18 protein-coding genes are annotated in these 19,959 nt (G+C 75.9%); 10 read left to right on the plus strand and 8 right to left on the minus strand.

All coding sequences use genetic code 11. From position 1 onward, the window contains the following. Window positions 1-53: 53 nt before the first annotated feature. Window positions 54-2,162: a cytochrome c oxidase assembly protein gene (locus ACPCUX_RS15120; RefSeq protein WP_423389086.1), complete on the minus strand. Its 2,109-nt coding sequence runs from the start codon at window positions 2,160-2,162 to the stop codon at window positions 54-56. Between the two features lie 41 nt (window positions 2,163-2,203). Then, on the minus strand, window positions 2,204-2,713 hold the full coding sequence (locus ACPCUX_RS15125) for a PPOX class F420-dependent oxidoreductase (protein WP_086149385.1): 510 nt from the start codon (window positions 2,711-2,713) through the stop codon (window positions 2,204-2,206). Window positions 2,714-2,917: 204 nt separating this feature from the next. Here ACPCUX_RS15125 and ACPCUX_RS15130 point away from each other — a divergent pair, with 204 nt between their 5' ends. From ACPCUX_RS15130 to ACPCUX_RS15165, 8 genes are all read left to right on the plus strand, one after another. Further along, a complete protein-coding gene (locus ACPCUX_RS15130) occupies window positions 2,918-3,916 on the plus strand; it encodes an AAA family ATPase (protein WP_423389087.1) in 999 nt (332 codons plus the stop codon). A 32-nt stretch (window positions 3,917-3,948) separates the two neighbouring features. Further along, window positions 3,949-4,836 (plus strand): DUF58 domain-containing protein, encoded by an 888-nt coding sequence (locus ACPCUX_RS15135; RefSeq protein WP_074804955.1) that lies wholly within the window; start codon window positions 3,949-3,951, stop codon window positions 4,834-4,836. Beyond that, window positions 4,823-5,326, plus strand: a complete 504-nt coding sequence (locus tag ACPCUX_RS15140; protein WP_423389088.1) for a hypothetical protein — start codon at window positions 4,823-4,825, stop codon at window positions 5,324-5,326. The genes ACPCUX_RS15135 and ACPCUX_RS15140 overlap by 14 nt, the downstream gene beginning before the upstream one ends. Beyond that, window positions 5,320-6,414, plus strand: a complete 1,095-nt coding sequence (locus tag ACPCUX_RS15145; protein WP_051028761.1) for a vWA domain-containing protein — start codon at window positions 5,320-5,322, stop codon at window positions 6,412-6,414. The genes ACPCUX_RS15140 and ACPCUX_RS15145 overlap by 7 nt, the downstream gene beginning before the upstream one ends. 7 nt (window positions 6,415-6,421) lie before the next feature. After that, the gene (locus tag ACPCUX_RS15150; protein ID WP_423389089.1) at window positions 6,422-7,507 is read left to right on the plus strand and encodes a vWA domain-containing protein; all 1,086 of its coding nucleotides are present in this window, start codon (window positions 6,422-6,424) and stop codon (window positions 7,505-7,507) included. Beyond that, a complete protein-coding gene (locus ACPCUX_RS15155; protein WP_423389090.1) occupies window positions 7,504-8,559 on the plus strand; it encodes a hypothetical protein in 1,056 nt (351 codons plus the stop codon). Before ACPCUX_RS15150 ends, ACPCUX_RS15155 begins: the two co-directional genes overlap by 4 nt. 168 nt (window positions 8,560-8,727) lie before the next feature. Next, complete coding sequence (locus ACPCUX_RS15160) at window positions 8,728-9,363, plus strand: nitroreductase family protein (protein ID WP_423389091.1); 636 nt, start codon at window positions 8,728-8,730, stop codon at window positions 9,361-9,363. Window positions 9,364-9,473: 110 nt separating this feature from the next. Beyond that, window positions 9,474-10,196, plus strand: a complete 723-nt coding sequence (locus ACPCUX_RS15165; protein WP_423389092.1) for a GNAT family N-acetyltransferase — start codon at window positions 9,474-9,476, stop codon at window positions 10,194-10,196. Window positions 10,197-10,272: 76 nt separating this feature from the next. Here ACPCUX_RS15165 and soxR read toward each other — a convergent pair whose 3' ends face one another. Then, window positions 10,273-10,743, minus strand: coding sequence for a redox-sensitive transcriptional activator SoxR (gene soxR, locus ACPCUX_RS15170; protein WP_043659223.1), 471 nt, complete (start codon window positions 10,741-10,743; stop codon window positions 10,273-10,275). A gap of 172 nt (window positions 10,744-10,915) precedes the next feature. Here soxR and ACPCUX_RS15175 point away from each other — a divergent pair, with 172 nt between their 5' ends. Together ACPCUX_RS15175 and ACPCUX_RS15180 are read left to right on the plus strand one after the other, a co-directional pair. Next, complete coding sequence (locus ACPCUX_RS15175) at window positions 10,916-11,944, plus strand: zinc-binding dehydrogenase (protein WP_423389093.1); 1,029 nt, start codon at window positions 10,916-10,918, stop codon at window positions 11,942-11,944. Continuing rightward, window positions 11,941-13,470 (plus strand): MFS transporter, encoded by a 1,530-nt coding sequence (locus tag ACPCUX_RS15180; protein ID WP_423389094.1) that lies wholly within the window; start codon window positions 11,941-11,943, stop codon window positions 13,468-13,470. Before ACPCUX_RS15175 ends, ACPCUX_RS15180 begins: the two co-directional genes overlap by 4 nt. Here ACPCUX_RS15180 and ACPCUX_RS15185 read toward each other — a convergent pair. Genes ACPCUX_RS15185 through nirB form a run of 5 tightly spaced genes read right to left on the minus strand, consistent with a single transcriptional unit; the run spans window position 13,460 to window position 19,845 of the window. Then, window positions 13,460-14,254 carry a sirohydrochlorin chelatase gene (locus tag ACPCUX_RS15185; RefSeq protein WP_085386751.1) on the minus strand — a complete coding sequence of 265 codons (795 nt, stop codon included), beginning with the start codon at window positions 14,252-14,254 and terminating at the stop codon, window positions 13,460-13,462. The genes ACPCUX_RS15180 and ACPCUX_RS15185 overlap by 11 nt on opposite strands. Next, window positions 14,251-15,342 (minus strand): uroporphyrinogen-III synthase, encoded by a 1,092-nt coding sequence (locus tag ACPCUX_RS15190; protein WP_034653096.1) that lies wholly within the window; start codon window positions 15,340-15,342, stop codon window positions 14,251-14,253. The genes ACPCUX_RS15185 and ACPCUX_RS15190 overlap by 4 nt, the downstream gene beginning before the upstream one ends. A 44-nt stretch (window positions 15,343-15,386) precedes the next feature. Continuing rightward, window positions 15,387-16,748 carry a uroporphyrinogen-III C-methyltransferase gene (cobA, locus tag ACPCUX_RS15195; RefSeq protein WP_423389095.1) on the minus strand — a complete coding sequence of 454 codons (1,362 nt, stop codon included), beginning with the start codon at window positions 16,746-16,748 and terminating at the stop codon, window positions 15,387-15,389. Continuing rightward, complete coding sequence (nirD, locus tag ACPCUX_RS15200) at window positions 16,745-17,185, minus strand: nitrite reductase small subunit NirD (protein WP_081600277.1); 441 nt, start codon at window positions 17,183-17,185, stop codon at window positions 16,745-16,747. Before nirD ends, cobA begins: the two co-directional genes overlap by 4 nt. After that, window positions 17,182-19,845 (minus strand): nitrite reductase large subunit NirB, encoded by a 2,664-nt coding sequence (gene nirB, locus ACPCUX_RS15205; protein ID WP_423389106.1) that lies wholly within the window; start codon window positions 19,843-19,845, stop codon window positions 17,182-17,184. The genes nirD and nirB overlap by 4 nt, the downstream gene beginning before the upstream one ends. Window positions 19,846-19,959: the final 114 nt, after the last annotated feature.

The raw sequence follows: 19,959 nt of genomic DNA on the forward strand, positions 1-19,959 counted from the left end.
CGGAGACGGGGGGCGGGGGCGGGAGGGGGCGGGGGCGGGTGGGGGTGCGTCGGTCAGTCGTTCCGCTTCGACATTTCCGCGAGCATGTCGTTGTACTCCTGGAGCTCGGCGTCGCCGTCGCGGTCGGCCTGGCGGTCGCGGCGCTTGGCCTCGCGCTCGTCGGAGCGCGTCCACATGACGGCGACGACGATCGCGAGGATGAGCGTCGGCAGCTCGCCGATGCCCCACGCGACGGCGCCGCCGCGCTGCTGGTCGGCGATGGCGCTCGGGCCCCACTCGCGGCCGAGGAGGCCGAACCACTCGGGCACGAGCAGCTCCTCGCCCGAGGTGAGCGCGACGCCGAAGAACGCGTGGAACGCCATGGTCGCGAACAGCAGGAGCAGACGCTGCGGGTAGGGCGGGCGGTGCGGGCCGGGGTCGATGCCGACGAGCGCGTTCGCGAACAGGTACCCCGCGAGCGTGAAGTGCACCAGCATGACGAGGTGGCCGGCGTACGTCGTGAGCGCGTACTCGAACGCGGGCGTGTAGTAGAAGACGATCATCGAGCCGGCGAAGTTCACCGCCGCGACGATCGGGTTCGCGAAGAACTGGCCCACGCGCGACGTCACGAGGGCGAGCACCCACTCGCGCGGTCCCCGCGACCCGTCCTTGCGCGGCGGCACCGCGCGCACCAGGAGCGTCACGGGGGCGGCGAGCACGAGGAAGATCGGCACGACCATCGCGAGGATCATGTGCTGGACCATGTGCGCGCTGAACAGCACGTGGCCGTACATCGCCGGGCCGCCGGACGTGACCCAGAACAGGATGACGATCCCCAGGCACCAGGAGACGGTGCGCCCCACCGACCACGAGTCGCCGCGCCGCGCGAGACGGCGCACCCAGCGCAGGTACACGACGATCGCCGCGACGCACGCGAACGCGGGCAGCAGGTCCCAGCGCCACTCGGTGAACCAGCGGGCGAGCGTCGGCTCCGGCGGGAGCGCGTGCCCCGTCACCTGGTACGCGGCGGAGGTGTCGAGCGGCTCCTCCTGCGGCACCGGCGGGGCGGTGGACCCGAGCGCGACCGCGGCGCCGGACACGGCGCCCATGATCGCGAGCTCGACCGCGACGAGGCGCCAGAACAGCCAGCGCGTGCCCTCCGCGGCCGCCGCCCGTGCGCTCGTGGACGACGACGTCCCGCCCGTCCCGGCACCGCTCGCCGGGGCGTCGTCCCGGGCCGGGCGAGCGGCCGCCGTCGGGCCGGCGAGGCGACGCACGACGAGCTCGCGGTGCGCGAAGCCGACCGCGCCGAGGACGAGCAGGAGCGCGAGCTTGGTGAGCAGGAGGATGCCGTAGTCCGTCGTCAGGCCGGCGAGGGAGTCGACCCGGATGCTCGCGTTCGCGATGCCCGAGACGGCGACGGCGACGTAGCACCACAGCGCGATCGCGGAGTACCGCGCGACGGAAGACGCGAAGTCCGCGCGGCCCAGGCCGCCGCGCACGCGCACGACGGCGAGCGTCCCGAGCCCGCCGACCCACAGCGCGGCGCCGGCCAGGTGCAGGAACATCGAGGAGACGGCGAGCTCGTGGCTCACCGCGCCGGCCGCGTGGCCGGTGTTGGCCTGCATCGCGAGGGCGACGAGGGCGAGGGCCGCGGTCCACATCGCCCCGGTCGCGCTGCGCACGGCGAGCGCGACGGCGGACGTCAGGGCCGCGACGACGACGATCGCGAGGTAGTTCCGGCCGAGGCTGACCTGCGAGACGAAGAGGCCGAGCTGGTCGCCGAACGTCGGGTTGGTGACCGGCGTGCTCGAGATGGAGGAGTAGCGCAGCACGACCTGCAGGACGGTGAGCACCGCCCACGTGGCCGACGCCGCCCCCGCGACGCCGAGCGCCTTGCGCACGGGCGTCCCGGCGGGCAGCACGCACGCCGCGAGGACGAGCGACCCGAGCGTGAGCGCGACGGCGAGCTCGGTGAGCACCGTGACGACCGGGGTGCCGAGGCGCGCGAGGGCGCCCGGGTCCGGGAACCCGGCGGGGACGGTGAACGCGGCCGAGAACGCGCCGGCGGCGAGCACGGCGACGACCGCGACGACGACGGCGAACGGCCCGGCGACGACGAGCCACCACGGGTTCGCGGGTCGGGCGTCCGAGGGCGCGCGGCGCAGGGCAGTGGTGGTCACCCCACCAGGGTATCGACCGCGCGGGCCCCTCCGGTCACGGCTCAGGGCCGGGACAGGCGGGCCATCCCGTAGACCTTCGTCGCGCGCACGCGCAGCACCTGGCGGCGGTCCGCGACCATGGCGCGCCGGAACTCCTCCCAGTCCGGGTGCTCGCCCCCGGTGGCCGCGCGGTAGGTCGCGACCAGCTCGTCGGCGGCGGCGTCGTGGGGGTCGAGCGCGACGGCGCTCAGCTCGGCGTCGCCCTCGACGACGGCGTAGCCCGCGAAGTCCTCCGCGCTCACGTGGAGCGAGACGCGCGGGTCGCGCGCCGCGTTGCGGGTCTTCGCGCGGTCGGCGGTGACGGAGACGCGCGCGAGCCCGTCCTCCGGGTCCCAGACGTAGAGCACGTTGGAGAGCTGGGGCCGCCCGTCCTTCTTCACGGTCGCGAGGACGCCCTGGCGGCGCGCGGCGACGAGGTCGAGGAGCGCGGGGTCCCCGAGCGGGGCGCGCGGCGCGCGGCCGGGGGCGTCGCGGGCGGTGTCACGGGAGATGTCGCGGGCGTCGGTGCTCATGCCGGGGCAACCGTCGCAGGCCCGCGGGGCATTCCCGGCGCACCGCACGTGGGGACCTCTCCCCACCCGGACCTGTGGACGACGCCCGGTCCGGCGGGGTCCGCGCTGGCATACTGGGCCGGGTTCGCCGGGGGCTCGCGAGGCTCCGTCCGCCCTCCGGCCGCGCACGGGACCACACCACCCGCACCACCCGGAGGACGACCGATGGCCGCAGGGCACGGCAGCATCTCGACGCAGGACCTCGACCGCGCGAGCCACCTGCTCAAGCGCGTCGGCCAGGTCTTCGACCAGCGCGTCGTCGGGCAGGAGGCCCTGCGCACCGCGCTCGTGAGCACGCTGCTCGCGGGCGGGCACATCCTGCTCGAGTCGGTCCCGGGCCTCGCCAAGACGACCGCGGCGCAGACGCTCGCCGCGGCGGTCGACGGCTCGTTCCACCGCATCCAGTGCACGCCGGACCTCATGCCGAACGACATCGTCGGCACGCAGATCTTCAACTACGCGACCGGCCAGTTCACGACCCAGCTCGGCCCGGTGCACGCGAACGTCGTCCTGCTCGACGAGATCAACCGCTCGTCGGCCAAGACGCAGTCGGCGATGCTCGAGGCGATGCAGGAGAAGCAGACGTCGATCGGCGGCGAGAACTACGCGCTCCCCGACCCGTTCATGGTGCTCGCGACGCAGAACCCCATCGAGGAGGAGGGCACGTACGTGCTCCCCGAGGCCCAGATGGACCGCTTCCTCATGAAGGAGGTGCTCACGTACCCGACGCCGCCGCAGGAGCTCGAGATCCTCCAGCGCATCGCGATCGGGCAGATGACGCGCCCCCTCACGGCACAGCCGATCTCGCTCGACGACGTGCGCTTCCTGCGTGGTCTCGTCGACGACGTGTACGTGGACGACTCGATCAAGCGCTATGTCGTCGACCTCATCAACACGACGCGGTTCTCGGGCCCCCGCCCGGTGCCGGGCCTGGAGCGCCACGTGCGCGTGGGCGCGTCGCCGCGCGGCGGCATCGCGCTCATGCGCGTGGGCCAGGCGCTCGCGATCCTCGCGGGCCGGGCGTACGTCATCCCGGACGACATCAAGGCGGTGCGGTACTCGGTGCTGCGCCACCGCCTCGTGCGCACGTTCGACGCGCTCGCCAACAACGTGCCGCCGGAGCAGCTCGTGGACGCGGTGTTCGACGCCGTCCCCACGCCCTGACCGGTCCGCCCACCGTCCCGAGAGAGCCCCACGTGCCCGACGTCTCCCGTCTCGCCCAGGTCCGGGCCCGGCTCGACCTGCCGGTCGCGCGCCGGGCGTCCGGCCTGCTCGAGGGCCGGCACCGCTCGGTGTTCAAGGGGCACGGGCAGGACTTCGACGACCTGCACCTGTACGCGCCGGGCGAGGACGTCGGCGACATCGACTGGAAGTCCTCGGCGCGCGCCGGGCTGCCGATCATCCGCCGGTTCGTGCGCGAGTCGAACCTCAACCTCGTGCTCGTCGTGGACACGGGGCGCACCATGGGCGCGACGGCGCCGAGCGGGGAGACGAAGGCGGAGATCGCGAGCTTCTGCTGCGCGCTCGTCGCCTACCTCGCGCGCGACCGGGGCGACCGCGTCGCGCTCGTCGCGGGTGACGCCGAGCGCCTGGTCCAGCTCCCGCCGCGCGCGAGCACGCGCGACCTCGAGGTGCTGCTGCGCACCGTGGAGGGGCTGTGGCGCCCGGACGCTCCCGGGAGCGACCTGTCCCGTCCGCTCGACCGCGCGCAGACGGCGTTCCGGCGCCGCTCGCTCGTGGTCGTCGTCACCGACGAGGCCCGCCCCGCCGCCGAGCACGAGCAGCTCCTGCGCTCGCTGCGCGTGCGCCACGAGGTGATGGTCGTGCAGGTCGCGGACCTGTCGCCGGTGGGCGCCGGGGTCGGGGAGGTGGCCGACGTCGACGGCACGCTGCGCCTGCCGCCGTTCCTGCGGGGCCGGGCCGCGCTCGCGGCGCCCGCCGCCGAGGCGCTGGCCGCGCGGCGTGCCGAGGTGGCCGACAGGCTGCGCGCCCTGCAGGTCGAGGGCGTGCTCGTCGAGGGGTCCGACGACGTGCTGCAGCGGTTCGTCGAGCTCCTGGGGAGGCAGAAGCGTGCCCGTCGATGAGCTCGTCGACCCCGTCGGCTACTCGGTGTGGTGGACGGTCCTGGGGATCGTCCTGGTCCTCGCGGCCGCCGCGGTCGTGTTCCTCGTGATCTGGCTGACGCGCGCGAGCGCGGAGGAGAAGAACGCCCCACGGCCCGCCCCGCTGCTCCCCACGGGGCCGCACGACCCGTACGCGTCGCTGCGCGCGGAGTACGAGCGGCGTCTCGACGCCGTCGCCGAGCGGTTCCGCGCGGGCGAGCTCGACGAGCGCACCCTGCACCTCGCCCTCTCGGCGGAGATGCGCGGCTTCGCGACCGGTCGGCTGGGCCAGGACGCGTCGTCCATGACGCTCTCGGAGATCCAGCAGCTCGCCGAGGCGGGCCGCCTCACGCAGCTCATCGCGCGCTACTACCGGCCGTCGTTCGCGGACCACGACAACGACCCGGCGGCCCGCTCGACGGACGGCGAGGACTCGATCGACCGCGCCCGGGCGGTGGTGCGCGGATGGTGACGCGTCCCGTCGCGGCGAGCGCCGCCGTCGTCCCCGGGCCGCAGGGCCCGTCGATCCTGTGGCCGTGGCTGTGGGTCGTCCTCGTCGTCGCGGTGCTCGCGGCGGCGGCGGTGGCGTGGTGGCTCGCGCGGCGCCGCCGGTCGCGCGACGCGGACGCGGGCGTGCTCTGGGTCGCGAACTCCGACTACCTCGCGCGCGTCCCGGCGTTCGCCGCGTGGGTGCGCCGCTACCGCGTGCTGCAGGGCCTCACCGCGGCGGGGCTGCTCGTGGCGGTCGTCGGGGCGGGCGCGGTCGCGGCCCGCCCGGTCGAGACGGACGTCGTCGTCGACCGCCTCGGCACGCGCGACATCGTGCTGTGCCTCGACGTGTCGGGCTCGATGATCGAGTACGACGGCGCGGTGCTCAAGGTGTTCCAGGAGCTCGTGGACAACTTCGAGGGCGAGCGGATCGCGCTGTCGATCTTCAACTCGTCGTCGCGCACGGTCTTCCCGCTCACGGACGACTACACGCTCGTCCAGGAGGAGCTCCAGGCCGGGATCGCCGCGCTCGACCAAGACCCGGCGACGTTCGACTACACGGGCGGCACCGACGACGCGGAGATCCTCGAGTACGCGCAGTTCACGGCGGGCACGACGGCGAACCTCTCGGGCGCGAGCCTCATCGGCGACGGGCTCGCGAGCTGCGCGCTCCAGTTCGACGCGGAGGACACCGAGCGCTCGCGCTCGATCATCCTGGCGACGGACAACTACGTCTCCGGCGAGCCGATCTACACGCTCCCGCAAGCGGCGGACCTCGTCGCGTCGCGCGACATCACGCTGCACGGCATCTTCGGCGGGTCCCAGCGCTACGAGGGCACGCCCGAGGAGACCGAGTACCGCGAGACCGTCGAGTCGGGCGGCGGCCTGTACTTCCTCGCGGACGACCCGGCCGCGGTGCAGGGCATGGTCGACGACGTCGTCGCGCAGCAGGCCGTCGAGCTCGACGCGTCCCCCGAGGTGGTCGTCACGGACCGGCCCGCGGGCTGGTTCCTCGTCGCGGTCCTCGGCGTCGCGCTGCTGCTCGTCGTCGCGTGGCGGGTGAAGGAGTGACGCGCCGATGAACCTCGCCGGACTCACGTTCCAGCCGCTCGTGCCCCTGTGGGCGCTGGCGCTGCTCGTGCTGCCGCTGCTCGGCCTCGCCGGGTGGCAGGCGGTCGTGGCCGGGCGCCCGGGGCCCGACGGCGCCCCCCGCCCGGGCGCCCCGCGCGCGGCCTGGGTGCGCCGCGCCGGGGCGGTCGTGCTGCTCGGCATCATCGGAATCGCGCCCTCGGTCGCGTCGACGGACCGCGACACGTCGGTCGCGAACGTCGACATGTTCTTCGTCGTCGACCGCACGGGGTCGATGGCGGCCGAGGACTACGGGCCCGAGGGCGGCCAGGAGCGCCTCGACGGCGTGCGGCACGACATCACGAGCCTCACCGAGGCGATCCCCGGGGCGCGGTACTCGATCATCTCGTTCGACTCGCAGGCGTCGCGCCAGCTGCCGCTGACGACGGACGCGCGCGCGATCACCTCCTGGGCCGACACGTTCCACCGCGAGATCACGCGGTACTCGCAGGGCTCCCTCACGGACCGGCCGCTCGACGAGCTGCGGTCCGCGCTCGAGGGCTCGGCGGAGCAGCACCCGGCCAACGTGCGGCTCGTCTTCCTCCTCACCGACGGCGAGCAGACGGCGGAGGGCGAGCCGCGGTCGTTCGCCGACCTCGCACCGCTCGTCGACGGCGGCGCGGTGCTGGGCTACGGGACCGCCGAGGGAGGCCGCATGAAGGAGTACGACCCGGACGTGGACCCCGAGGACGCGGAGTACCTCGTCGACTGGTCGAAGCCGAGCGACGGCGGCGAGCCCGTCGAGGCGCTGTCCGTGCTGGACGAGGCGACGCTCACCGCGCTCGCCGACCAGCTCGGCGTGCCGTACGTGCACCGGCAGGAGCCGTCGGAGACGGCGTCGCTCGTCGCGGGCGTCGACCCGCAGCAGGTCGCGGCGGACGGACGCCGCGACGTCACGGCGTACCGGCCGGTCGTGTGGCCGTTCGCCCTCGCGCTCGTGGCGCTGCTCGGCGTCGAGGCGTGGTTCTGGGCGCGCTCCGCGAGCCGCTCGCTCGTCCGCCCGACGGCACCCGACCGGGCGGAGGTGCGCCGATGACCTGGACCCCTCCCCCGGCACCCCCGCCCGGCGCCCGCGCGCCCCGGCCCACCGGCGGGGCCGCCCTGCGCGCGGCGCGGCTGCGGCGGCGCCGGTGGTGGCTCCTCGGGACCCTGCCCGTCGTGCTCGTGCTCCTCGTGCTGGGGTTCACGCTCGCCCTGCGCGCCCCGGTCGCCTCGCTCGCGAAGGACCGCTACGACGCCGGCGACACCGAGGGCGCGGCGAGCGCGTACGGCCTCCAGCGGACGCTCAACCTCGTCGAGCCCTGGAAGGCGCACTACAACCACGGGACGGCGCTCGCGCGCACCGAGGACTCGTGGTCGCTGTACGACGCGATCCGGTCCCTCGACCGCGCCTACGACCTCGCGGAGAACGAGTCTCCCGAGGAGCGGTGCATGATCCAGACCAACCTGTCGCTGACGTACGAGATCCAGGGCGACGGCGACATGGCCTACGCCGACCGCAAGGCGGCGGAGCTCGCCCTCGTCGAGGAGGCGATCGCCGCGCGCGACGCCGGCCGCTCGTACGACGAGGAGGTGCTCGACCCGTACGGCGACGGCACCGAGCCCGACCCGGACGAGCTCCGGCAGGACGTCCAGGACTGGTACGAGTACGCCGAGCAGGAGTACGCGACGGCCGAGCAGATCCGCGGCTGGCCCGACTGCGGCGAGTCCGAGCAGACCCCCGAGCAGCAGGAGCAGGACGCTGCCGCCCAGCAGCGTCTCCAGGACAAGCAGCAGCAGGCGCAGGACTCGCAGCCCGAGAACCAGGGCGGCGGCGACACGCAGGAGGGCGAGGGCGAGGGGTCCGAGGGCGACGAGCAGTCGGACGCCTCGGGCGGCGAGGGCTCCGAGAGCTCCGAGGGCGAGGACCAGCAGAGCCAGGCCGAGCGCGAGGAGCAGCAGCGCCAGGAGCAGCTCGAGCAGCAGGGCTCCGAGGCGCGCGACGAGCAGGAGCGTCTCGAGCAGGAGTACCGCGACCTCTACGGGGACCAGCCGGGCACCGGCAGCGACCCGGGCGACAGCAGCGGGGGCGGCACCAAGAACTGGTGATCCCCGGCTGAGCTGCAGCCGAGCCGCCGTCGCCCGCCGGCCGCTCCGGCGACCGCCTGCTCTCCACGCCGGCCGGTGGAGCCGGACGCGTCGCAGGGGTGCCCAGTCTGCGAGACGACGGCCGGGACCCGAGGACGCGCCGGATGCTCGCCCGTACCCTCGGCGACCGTGACCACACCCGAGGACCTGCCCGTCCTGCGCGCGCTCCACTCGACGCCGTCGCGCCGCTACCTCTCGCCCGACCCGGTGCCCGACGACGTGCTCGACGCGATCCTCGACGCCGCGGTTCGCGGACCGAGCGGGGGCAACCGGCAGCGGTGGGCGTGGGTCGTCGTGCGGGACCCCGCGACGAAGGCGCAGATCGCCGCCTGGTACCGCGAGGGGTGGCGCGCGGCGTACGGGGACCGCCGCGACGCCGTCCTCAGTGCCGCGACCGACGACGCCGGCGTGAGCGAGGCGGGCTTCCGCGCCGTCGAGCACCTGGCGCTGCACCTGGAGGAGGCCCCGGTGTGGGTCGTGCCGGTGCTGCGGGACGCGGCGCGCTCGGCCGACCCCCGGCTCGGGGCCTCGATCTACGGCGCGGTGCAGAACCTCGTCCTCGCGGCCCGGGCCTACGGGATCGGGACGACGCTCACGACCTTCCACACCGTCCGGGAGCGCGACGTCGCCGCGCTGCTCGGCCTGCCCGACGACGCGCTGACGATGGGCCTGCTCCCCCTCGGGTACCCGACCCGGGGCCGCTGGTCCGAGCCGCGGCGGCGCCCGCTCGCGGAGGTCGTGCACCGGGACCGGTGGCACGGCTGAGCGCGCCGGGAAGAGGCCACCGTCCGGACGCGTTCGCCCCGGAGGACACGCACGGCCGGACGGCCGCGACGACGGCACGGCACCCGGGCGACCGGGCGAGGAGGAGCAGCATGACCGCGACGAGCACGGACCCCGGCGCCACCGGCGTCGACGACCCGGTCCTGGACAACCCGTCGTGGAGCGCGCTCACCGGCGCGCACGCGCACCTCGCCGAGGGCGACGACCTGGCGCGACGCTACCCGGCCGACGTCTCCCCGATCACCGGCGTGCGCTCGTGGACCGACCCGGGCGTGTGGGACGTGATCGCCGCGCTCGTCGGCCCGGGCGGGCACTTCTCGGCGCCGCCGGCTGGGATCGATCCGCCGCACGGCTGGACGGTCGAGGCCCGCGTCGAGGGCGTCCAGCTCGTCGAGACCGAGCGTCTCGTCACCCGACCCGACCCGGAGGCGGTCGTGCTCGGCGCGGACGACGTCCCGGAGATGCTCGCGCTCGTCGAGCGCAGCCGACCGGGTCCTTTCGAGGCCCGGACCTACCTCCTCGGCCGGTACGTCGGGTTCCGCGACGACGACGGCCGCCTCGTCGCCATGGCGGGCGAGCGCCTGCGGCCCGCGGGGTGGACCGAGATCAGCGCCGTGACGACCGACCCCGACCACCGCGGGCGCGGCCTCGCCTCGCGTCTGGTGCGCGACGTCGCGTTCCACGTCCAGGAGCGGGGCGACCGCGCGTTCCTGCACGCCGCGGCGCAGAACGTCGGCGCGATCGGCGTCTACGAGCGGCTCGGGTTCGCCCTGCGCTACCGTCCGACGTTCGGCTCGCTGCGCGCGCCGGGCTGACGGCCTCGTCGCCGGGCCCGCCCCACGCTCCTGCCACGCGGCCCCGCGGCCGATCGGACGCTCGACGCCGTGTGGCTCAGTCCTCGATCCCCTCGACGAGCAGCGTGCGGGGGCCGGGGCCCTCGTCGGCGAGCGCGTCGTCGGGGTTGACGAGGACGCACCGGCGCAGCGAGAGGCACCCGCAGCCGATGCAGTCCGTGAGGTGGTCCCGCAGGCGCGTGAGCTGCTCGATGCGCGCGTCGAGGTCGGCGTGCCACCCGGCCGAGAGCCGGTGCCAGTCCTTGGCCGTGGGCGTGCGGTCGCCGGGGAGCGTCGCGAGGGCGGCGCGGATGCGGGCGAGCGGGATGCCCACGCGCTGCGACGCGCGCACGAACGCGACGCGGCGCAGCGTCTCGCGCGTGAAGCGCCGCTGGTTGCCGGGCGTCCGACGGCTCGTGATGAGCCCCTCGCGCTCGTAGAAGTGCAGGGCGGACACGGCGACGCCGCTGCGCGCCGCGAGCTGGCCGACGGTGAGCTCGTCGCTCGGGGACGGGGCGGCGTCGGGCACGGCGGTTCCTCCACGCGGACGGATGCAGCGGCGACGCGGCGGGCACGGCCGGCCGCCGGTCGGCACGGGTACTTGACCTGAACAATTGTTGAGGTTCGAGACTAGCAGGGCGGCGCGATCGCGAGGCCGCACGACCCTGGCACGACCCCGATCCCGATCCCGAGGAGCACCCGTGGACGCCATCCGCCTGCACGCGTTCGGACCACCCGAGAACCTCGTGCTGGACCAGCTCCCCGACCCGGTCCCCGGCCCCGGCCAGGTACGCGTCGCCGTGCGCGCGCACGGCGTCCACCTGCTCGACACGACGCTGCGCCGCGGCGAGGTCGCGGGACCGCTCCCGCTGCCCGCCCTGCCCACGGTCCCCGGGCGCGAGGTCGCCGGGGTGGTGGACGTCGTCGGGCCGGGCGTCGACGCCGCGTGGCGCGGGCGACGGGTCGCGGCCCACCTCGGCGCCACGCCCGACGGCGGCGGGTACGCGCGTCTCGCCGTCGTGCCCGTCGAGGCGCTGCACCGCATCCCCGACCACGTCACCGCGCCCGACGCGCTGGCCATGATCGGCACCGGGCGGACCGCCGTCGGCGTCCTCGACCTGGCGGAGCTGACCGCGACGGACACCGTCGTCGTCACGGCCGCGGCCGGCGGGCTCGGCACGCTGCTCGTGCAGAGCGCGCTCGCGGTGGGAGCGCGCGTCGTCGCGCTCGCCGGCGGCCCGGAGAAGGTCGCCCTCGTGCGGTCGCTCGCCGGAGCGGCGCAGGAGGACCGCCTCGTCGCCGTCGACTACCGGGCCGACGGCTGGCTCGACGAGGCGCGGACCGCCGTCGGGCAGCACGCCCCGGAGGGCGCGACCGTGCTCCTCGACGGCGTCGGCGGCGACGCGGGCACCGACGCCGCGAGCCTCGTCGCGCCGACCGGCCGCCTCGTGCTCTACGGCTGGGCGTCGGGGGCGCCGAACCGGGCCGGTGACGTCGACCACCCGGGCGGGAAAACGGGGGCCGACGGCGGCGCGCCGGACGTACGGTGGGCGGTGGGACCCCGGGCCCGACCCTGGGGAGACCTGTCCGCGCTGCAGGAGCGCGCGCTCGCGCTCGCGGCGGACGGGACGTGGCGGGTCGTCACGCACCGGATCCCCCTCGCGGAGGCCGCGCGCGCCCACCGCGAGCTCGAAGCGCGCGCCACCACCGGAAAGGTCGTTCTCGTATGACGGCGGACCCCCGCACCGACGCCGACGCACCGGCGTACGGCTCCCCCGCGCCCGGCGCGGGCGAGACCGGCACGGGAGACGTCGGCGTGCCCGAGACCGGCCCCGCGACCAGCCCCACCGAGGCGGGCACGCTCTCGCCCGGGACGCAGCGCACGGTGCTGTTCGGCATGGTCGCGTTCGTGTTCCTCGGCGCGTTCGAGGCGCTCGCCGTCGCGACCGCCATGCCGACGGTCGCCGTCGAGCTCGACGGCCTCACGCTGTACACGCTCGCGTTCGCCGCGTCGCTCGCGTCGAGCGTCGTCGGCATGGTGGCGTCCGGCCGCTGGAGCGACCGCGCCGGCCCGACCACCCCGCTGTGGACCGGCATCGGGCTCTTCCTCGCCGGGCTGCTCGTCGCCGGGCTCGCGCAGGACATGCTCGTGCTCGTCGCGGGCCGCGTGCTCCAGGGCGTCGGGACGGGGCTGTACATCGTCGCGCTGTACGTGCTCGTCGCGCGCGTCTTCCCCACCGACCGGCGCCCGAAGGTCTTCGCGGCGTTCGCGGCGGCCTGGGTGATCCCGTCGATCGTCGGGCCCGCCATCGCGGGGCTCGTGGTCGAGCACGTCGGGTGGCGCTGGGTGTTCCTCGCCGTCCCGGTCCTCGCGGTGCCCGCGCTGTTGCTCATGCGCCCGGTGATGCGTGCCGCCCGCGGCTCGGCCCCCGAGCCCGCCCCGGCGTCCACCCCGCTGTCCGGGGACCGGCCCGACGACGCCGAGCCGCCGCTCGACCGGACCGCGCGCCAGGCGTCGCTCACCTGGGCCGTCGTCGCCGCCGTCGGCATCGGGGCGCTCAACTACGCGGGCCAGCTGCGCGGGGTCGGGCTCGCGGCCCTGCTCGTCGCGTCGCTCGCCGCCGTCGCGCTCGCCGTCCCCCGACTGCTCCCCCGCGGCACGACCCGCGCGGCCCGCGGCCTGCCGAGCGTCATCGCGATCCGCGGCCTCGTCGCGGCCGCGTTCACCGGCGCCGAGGTGCTGCTCCCGCTCCTGCTGTCGCACGAGCGCGGCCTCTCGCCGTCGCTCGCGGGCGCCGTGCTCACGTTCGGCGCCGTCGGCTGGTCGACGGGGTCGTGGCTCCGCGGCCGGGCGACCTGGGGGCTCCAGCACGCGGGCTACGTGCGCCTCGGCGGGACGCTCGTCGCGCTCGGGATCGGCGGCGCCGCGCTGCTCGCCTGGACGGCCGTGCCGCCCGTGGTCGGGATGGTCGCGTGGACCCTTGCCGGGCTCGGCATGGGCATGACGCACCCGACGCTGTCCGTGCTCACGCTCGAGCTCTCGCCCGTCGCCGAGCAGGGCGCGAACTCGTCCGCGCTCCAGGTGTCCGACGCCGTCGCCGCGGCGACCGCGCTCGCCGTCACGGGGTCGCTCCTGTGGGCCCTGCACCCCACGCTCGGCCTGGCGTCGTACGTCGTGTGCTTCGGCGTCACGGTGCTGCTCGCGGCGGGCGTCGCCCTCCTCGCGCCCCGCACCCGCCCGGTCCTCAGGGCGTAGGGCGCAGCCCGGCCGCGGCGTCCCCATAGCGGTCGAGCACGATCGCGGTGAGCCGCGGGTCGGGCGCGAGCGGGCCGGTCACGACGTCGGCGCCCGCCTCCAGCACCCGGTCGTAGAAGAAGCCGGGCGCGAGGAGGTAGGCCGCGACGACGACGCGCCCGCCCGGGGCGAGGCCCGCGCGGGCGGCGGCGACGGCGTCGGGCACCGTGGGCGTCGCCATGGCGCCGTAGCCGACGGAGACCGGGCCGGGGACGCGCTCGCGCAGCCCCGCGGCGAGCTCCGCGACGTCGCGCGCGGCGCCCGGGCGGCTCGACCCGGCGGCGGCGATCACGACGGCGTCGCCGTCGCGCAGGCCGGCCTCCGCGAGCCGCTCGGCGAGCAGGTCCACGAGGCGCGGGTCGGGGCCGAGCGGCCCCGACGCGGCGGCCGCCCCGGTGCCGGGGCCGCGGTCCTCGACGGCCGCGGCGACGTCCACGCTCACGTGGAACCCGGCGGAGAGCAGGAGCGGGACCACCACCGCGGCGCCCGGGGCCCCGCCGTCGGACGGCGCGACGACCGCCGCCACGACGTCCGCCACCTCGGGCTGCTGCACGTCGACGAACGCCTCCCGGACGTCGAGGTCAGGACGGGCAGCGCGCACGTCGTCCAGGAGGGCGCGGATCACCGCACGCCCCGCGAGGTCGTTCGTGCCGTGGGAGCAGCCGACGAGCACCGGCGCGGCGGCACGCCGCCCGGCCGTGGCGCCGGCGACGGCGTCGAGGGAGGTGGGGCTGTCCGCGCTCATGCGAGCTCCAATCGGTATCCGCGCTTGACGACGGTCCTGACCAGGTCCCGGCGACCGGTGGCCTCGCGCAGGCGCGCGACCGCGACCTCGGCCGCGTGGGGGTCGCGCGAGTCGCCGGGCAGGACGTCGAGCACGTCGTCGCGGGTGACGACCTCGCCGCGGCGCGCGGCGAGGAGGCGCAGCACCTCAAGGCTGCTGGGCGACAGGGGCAGCACCTCGCCGTCGAGGACGGCGACGCGCGAGCGGATCTGCAGCGTCCCGGCGACGGTCGCGAGGGCGACGGTCTCGGCCTGCTCGTAGTGCGCGACGAGCGTCCGCACGAGCGCGCCGAGCCGTCCGCGCTCGGGCTGCAGCGGCGTGACGCCGCGGTGCTCGAGCGGTCGCGCGGTGACGGGCCCGACGGCGGCCGCGACCATCGAACCGTCCTGGAACCTCGACACGACGAGCCGCCCGACGCCGTGCTCCTCGGCGGCGCTCAGCCACGCCTCGGCGCCGGGCGCGGAGGTGAAGACGACCGCGTCGATCTCCCCGACGGCCGCGGCCTCGACGGACGCGCGCAACGCTTCCGGGTCGGGCGGCGGTCCCCACCGGTAGACGACGAGGCTCGCGACCTCGGCGCCGGCCTCCGCGAACACGACGTCGAGCCCGTCGGCACCGGCGCCGTGGTGCTGCACGGCGATGCGCAGCCCGGCGACGCCCTCGCCGAGCAGCACGTCGGCGATCTCCGCCGACGTCTCGGACTCGGCGACCCAGTCGGCGGTGAGGCCTGCGGCCTGGATCGCGCCGCGCGCCTTGGGCCCGCGCGCGACGATCCGCGCGTCGGCCAGCACCTCGAGCAGGCGGTCGGCGAGGCCGTGCGCGTCGGCGGCCTCGACCCAGGACCGGAAGCCGATCCCGGTCGTGACGACGACGACGTCCGGCGGCCGCTCGACGAGGTCGCGCGTCCCGGCGAGGAGCTGCTCGTCGTCGGCGTGCGGGATCATGCTCAGCGCGGGCGCGTGGCGGACCTCGGCGCCCCGGCGCTGGAGGGCGGCGGCGAGCTCGCTCTTGCGGCGGTCGGCCGTGACGAGCACGGTGCAGCCGGCCATGACCTGGCCGAGGGTGGGGCGCTCCCCGTCGGGGCCGGAGTCGCTCACGCGACCGTCGCCGGGTCCGGTTCGAGCCGTCCCGCGGCGGCGACGTCCCCCACCACGATGATCGCGGGGGCCCGGACCCCGACCTGGGCGGCGCGCTCCACGACCTCGCCGAGCGGGGCGCGCGTCACGCGCTGGCGGGGCGTCGACCCGTTCTCCACGATCGCGACGGGCAGCGCAGGGTCGGCCCCGGCGTCGAGGGCCTGGGCCGTGATGCGTGCGAGCTGCGAGACACCCATGAGGACCACCAGCGTAGCCGTGCGGTCGCGCACCCCGGCGAGCGCGGCGGCGTCGAGCCCGTCGTGGCCGCTGACCACGTGGAACGCGGCGACCGTGCCCCGGTGCGTGAGCGGGATGCCCGCGAGCGCCGGGACGCTCAGCGCGCTCGACACGCCCGGCACGACGTCGACCGGCACGCCCGCCGCGCGGCACGCGAGCACCTCTTCGCCGCCGCGCCCGTAGACGAACGGGTCGCCGCCCTTGAGCCGCACGACGCGCCGGCCGCGCTGCGCGTGCTCCACGAGGAGGGCGTTGATCTCGTGCTGCGGCACGGGGTGGTGGCCGGGCGTCTTGCCGACGTCGATCACCTCGACGCCGGGCGCGAGCTCGTCGAGCACGTCGACCGGTCCGAGCCGGTCCGCGACGACGACGTCCGCCTCCGCGAGCGCCCGGCGACCCCGGACCGTGAGCAGGTCGACCGCGCCGGGCCCTCCGCCGACGAGCGTCACGCGCCCCAGGCCTCCCGGCGCAGGACGGTGGTGGCGCTGGTCGGCGCCGCCGGAGCGCAGGTGGTCGGCGATCGCGTCGCGTACCGCGCGCGCCCGCCGCGGGTCCGGACCGCGCCGCTCGGCCGCGGCGTCAGCCGCTCGTCGTTCCCGGACGTCCGCCGGCACGCCGACCGCGGGGGCGTCCGTGACGACCCCGACGAGGACGTCGCCGCTGCGGGTCGTCGCGGGCGTGCGCGCGGTGCCCTCGTGCGCCGCCCCGGCGTTGACGCACCAGGTGCGGCGCGCGGCGGCCCACGCGGCGACGTCCCGGTTGGTCCCCGAGTCGTCCGTCGCCGCGAGCACGAGCCACGCGTCCTCGAGGTCGGACTCGCGGACGTCGCGCGGCGCCCAGGTGACGCGGCCGCCCGGCGCGGTCCCGCCGTCGGCCCGCAGCCCGACGGGTGACGGTGCGAGGAGCGGGGCGCGCAGCGAGGCCGCGACGAGGTCGCGCAGGTCCTCGCAGACCTGGGGCGCGACGACGCGGACGTGCGCGCCGTCGTCGGCCATCGCCCGCGCGCGACGGGCCGCGACGGGGCCGCCGCCCGCGACGAGCACCGTGCGCCCGGCGAGGTCGATCCCGAGGAGCGTCGTCACGACGCACCGTCCGCGGGCCCGGCGGCGTGGGGGCGCAGGCCCACGTGCACGACGCCGTCGCGCACCTCGGCGGGCCACGTCGCCAGGTCCGGCGCGAGGCCTTGGACGGGCACGTACCCGGCGGCCTCGAGGCACCGGCCGGTCGTGAGGTCGAAGACCTGCTTGTACATGGGGCCGGCGACCGTCGGCACGCCCCCGCGCGTGCCGACGATGCCGCGCGACAGGACGTTCGCACCGGAGAACGGGTCGCGCTGCTGCACGACGCGGACCGTGTCGTCGGGGAGGCGGAACAACGCGACCTGCACCCCGCCGACGAGGGCGGCGGCGCCGCGCTCGACGAGGAGGTCGCGCAGGAGGCACACGCGCTCCCACCCCGCCGCGTCCGACGTCGGCGTCTCCACGGGGTACGCGGCCTGCTCTGCTGGCACGACGATCATCGACGGACCTCCAGGGTCGTGCCGGCGATCACCACGGGGCCGGCGGGGACGGTGGCGAGACCCGCGGCGCGGACCTCCTCGAGGGCAGCGCGCTCGTCCGCCGTGGCGGGACGGATCTGGCCGCGCTCGGTGACGTACGCGAGGTCGGGGTCGGGCTCGGCGGGCGCGTTGACGAACGAGCCGAAGCGGCGCAGCTTCTCCGGGTCCTCGAGGACCGCGCGCCACTCGTCCTCGTAGTCGCCGACGTGGCGGGCCATCGCGGCGTCGAGGTCGGCACCGATGCCGAGCGAGTCCTCGACGACCACCTCGCGGATCGCGTCGAGACCGCCTTCGTGGTCCTCAACCCACGCGGCCGTGCGCTGCAGGCGGTCGGCCGTCCGGACGTAGTACATGAGGAAGCGGTCGATGGTGCGCACGAGCGCCTCGTCGTCCAGGTCCTCGGCGAGGAGCTGCGCGTGCCGGGGCGTGAACCCGCCGTTGCCGCCGACGTACACGTTCCAGCCCTTGTCCGTCGCGATGACGCCGACGTCCTTGCCGCGCGCCTCGGCGCACTCGCGCGCGCACCCCGAGACGCCGAGCTTGATCTTGTGCGGCGAGCGCAGGCCGCGGTACCGGAGCTCGAGCTCGACGGCCATGCCCACCGAGTCCTGCACGCCGAACCGGCACCACGTGGACCCGACGCACGACTTCACCGTGCGCAGCGACTTGCCGTACGCGTGGCCGGACTCGAACCCGTGCTCCACGAGCCGGCGCCAGATGTGCGGGAGCTGCTCGATGCGCGCCCCGAACATGTCGATGCGCTGGCCGCCCGTGATCTTCGTGTAGAGCCCGAAGTCCTTGGCGACCTGCCCGATGACGAGCAGCCCGTCGGGCGTGATCTCGCCCCCGGGGATGCGCGGGACCACGGAGTACGTGCCGTCCTTCTGCATGTTCGCCAGGACGTGGTCGTTCGTGTCCTGCAGCGTCGCCTGCTCGCCGTCGAGGACGTGACCGTTGCCGAGCGACGCGAGGATCGACGCGATCGTGGGCTTGCAGATGTCGCAGCCGCGCCCGGCGTCGCGCACCAGCACGGCACCCTGCGTGGCTGCGCTCTCGTCCACCGGCGCAGTGACACCCCGGCCGAACCGCGCGACGATCTCGCTGAACGTGTGCAGGTCCGCGACGCGCACCGCGTCGAAGAGCTGCGCGCGCGAGAGGTCGAAGTGCTCGCACAGGGCGTTCGAGACCTCGACGCCGGCCCGGGCGAGCTCGGTCGTCGTGAGCTTCTTGACGAGCGGCAGGCACGACCCGCAGCTCGTCCCCGCGCGCGTGCACGCCTTGACGCCCGCGAGGTCGGTGCACCCGTGCTCGGTGACCGCACCCCGGATCGTGCCCGCGCCAACGTTGTTGCACGAGCAGACCGTGGCGTCGTCGGGGAGCTCGAGGTCCGGCGCCCCGCCGCCGGACCCCTCGGGGAGCAGGAACAGCCCCGGGTCGCCGGGGAGCTCCGTGCCCAGCATCGGCCGCAGCGACGCGTACGGCGCGGCGTCGCCCACGAACACGCCGCCCAGGAGCGTGCGCGCGTCGTCGGACAGGACGAGCTTCTTGTAGACGCCCGCGACCGGGTCGGCCCAGACGAGCTCCATCGCGCCCTCGGTGCGGCCGTGCGCGTCGCCGAAGCTCGCGACGTCGACCCCCTGGAGCTTGAGCTTGGTCGCCGTGTCCGCGCCGGGGAACGTCGCCTCGCCGCCGAGCAGGCGGTCCACGACGACCTCCGCCATCGCGTAGCCCGGCGCGACCAGGCCGAGGCACCGGCCCTCGAGGCACGCGACCTCGCCGACCGCCCACACGTGCTCGTCCTCGGTGCGGCACGCGAGGTCCACGACGGCGCCACCGCGCTCCCCGACCGCGAGCCCCGCCGCGCGCGCGAGCTCGTCGCGCGGCCGCACGCCCGTCGCGAGGACCACGACGTCGACGTCGAGCCGGCCGCCGTCGGCGAAGTCGAGCCGGCCCACGTGCCCGGTCTTGCGGGAGACCCTCAGCTCCTTGGTCCCGGTGTCGCACCGGACCGCGATGCCCATCCCGTTGATGAGGCGCTTGAGGGCCTCGCCGCCGCCCAGGTCGATCTGCGCGTCCATGAGGTGCGTGCCGAACTGGACGACCGTGGCCTGCGCGCCGAGGGCCTTGAGCGCGCCTGCGGCCTCGAGGCCCAGGAGTCCGCCGCCGATGACGGCGCCGCGCACCGGGCGTTCCCAGCCACCCTCGGTCGTGGCGTCGCGCCGCTTCTCCTCGACCCAGCCGCGCAGCGCCGCGACGTCGTCGATCGTGCGGTAGACGAACACGCCGGGCAGCTCGTTGCCGGGGATCGGGGGGCGCGCGGCGTTCGAACCGGTCGCGAGGACGAGCTCGTCGTAGGCGTGCACGCGCCCGAGCCGGTCCGTGACGGTCTGCGCCTCGCGATCGATCGACGTCACCGCGCAGTCGCGGTGCAGCGTGACCAGCGGGTCGTCCCACAGGGCAGGGTCGCCGAGGGTGAGCTCCTCGGCGTCGCGCGCCGAGAAGTAGCTCGTCAGGGCGACGCGGTCGTACGGCTTGCGCGGCTCCTCGGCGAAGAGCGAGACGCGCCACGTCCCGTCGGCGTCGCGCGCGCGCAACGCCTCGACGAGCCGCTGCGCCACCATGCCGCCGCCGACGACGACGAGGTGCCGGGGCGCACCGGGGGCCGGGGCGGGGGCGGGATCGGTCTCAGGTCCGGTCACGGCGGGCTCCTGGGGGCGTCGGGGCGGATCGGTCAC

Origin of the sequence: Cellulosimicrobium sp. AB352 (assembly GCF_049538415.1) — a bacterium.
In the GTDB taxonomy this organism is placed as follows: Bacteria; Actinomycetota; Actinomycetes; order Actinomycetales; family Cellulomonadaceae; genus Cellulosimicrobium; species Cellulosimicrobium funkei.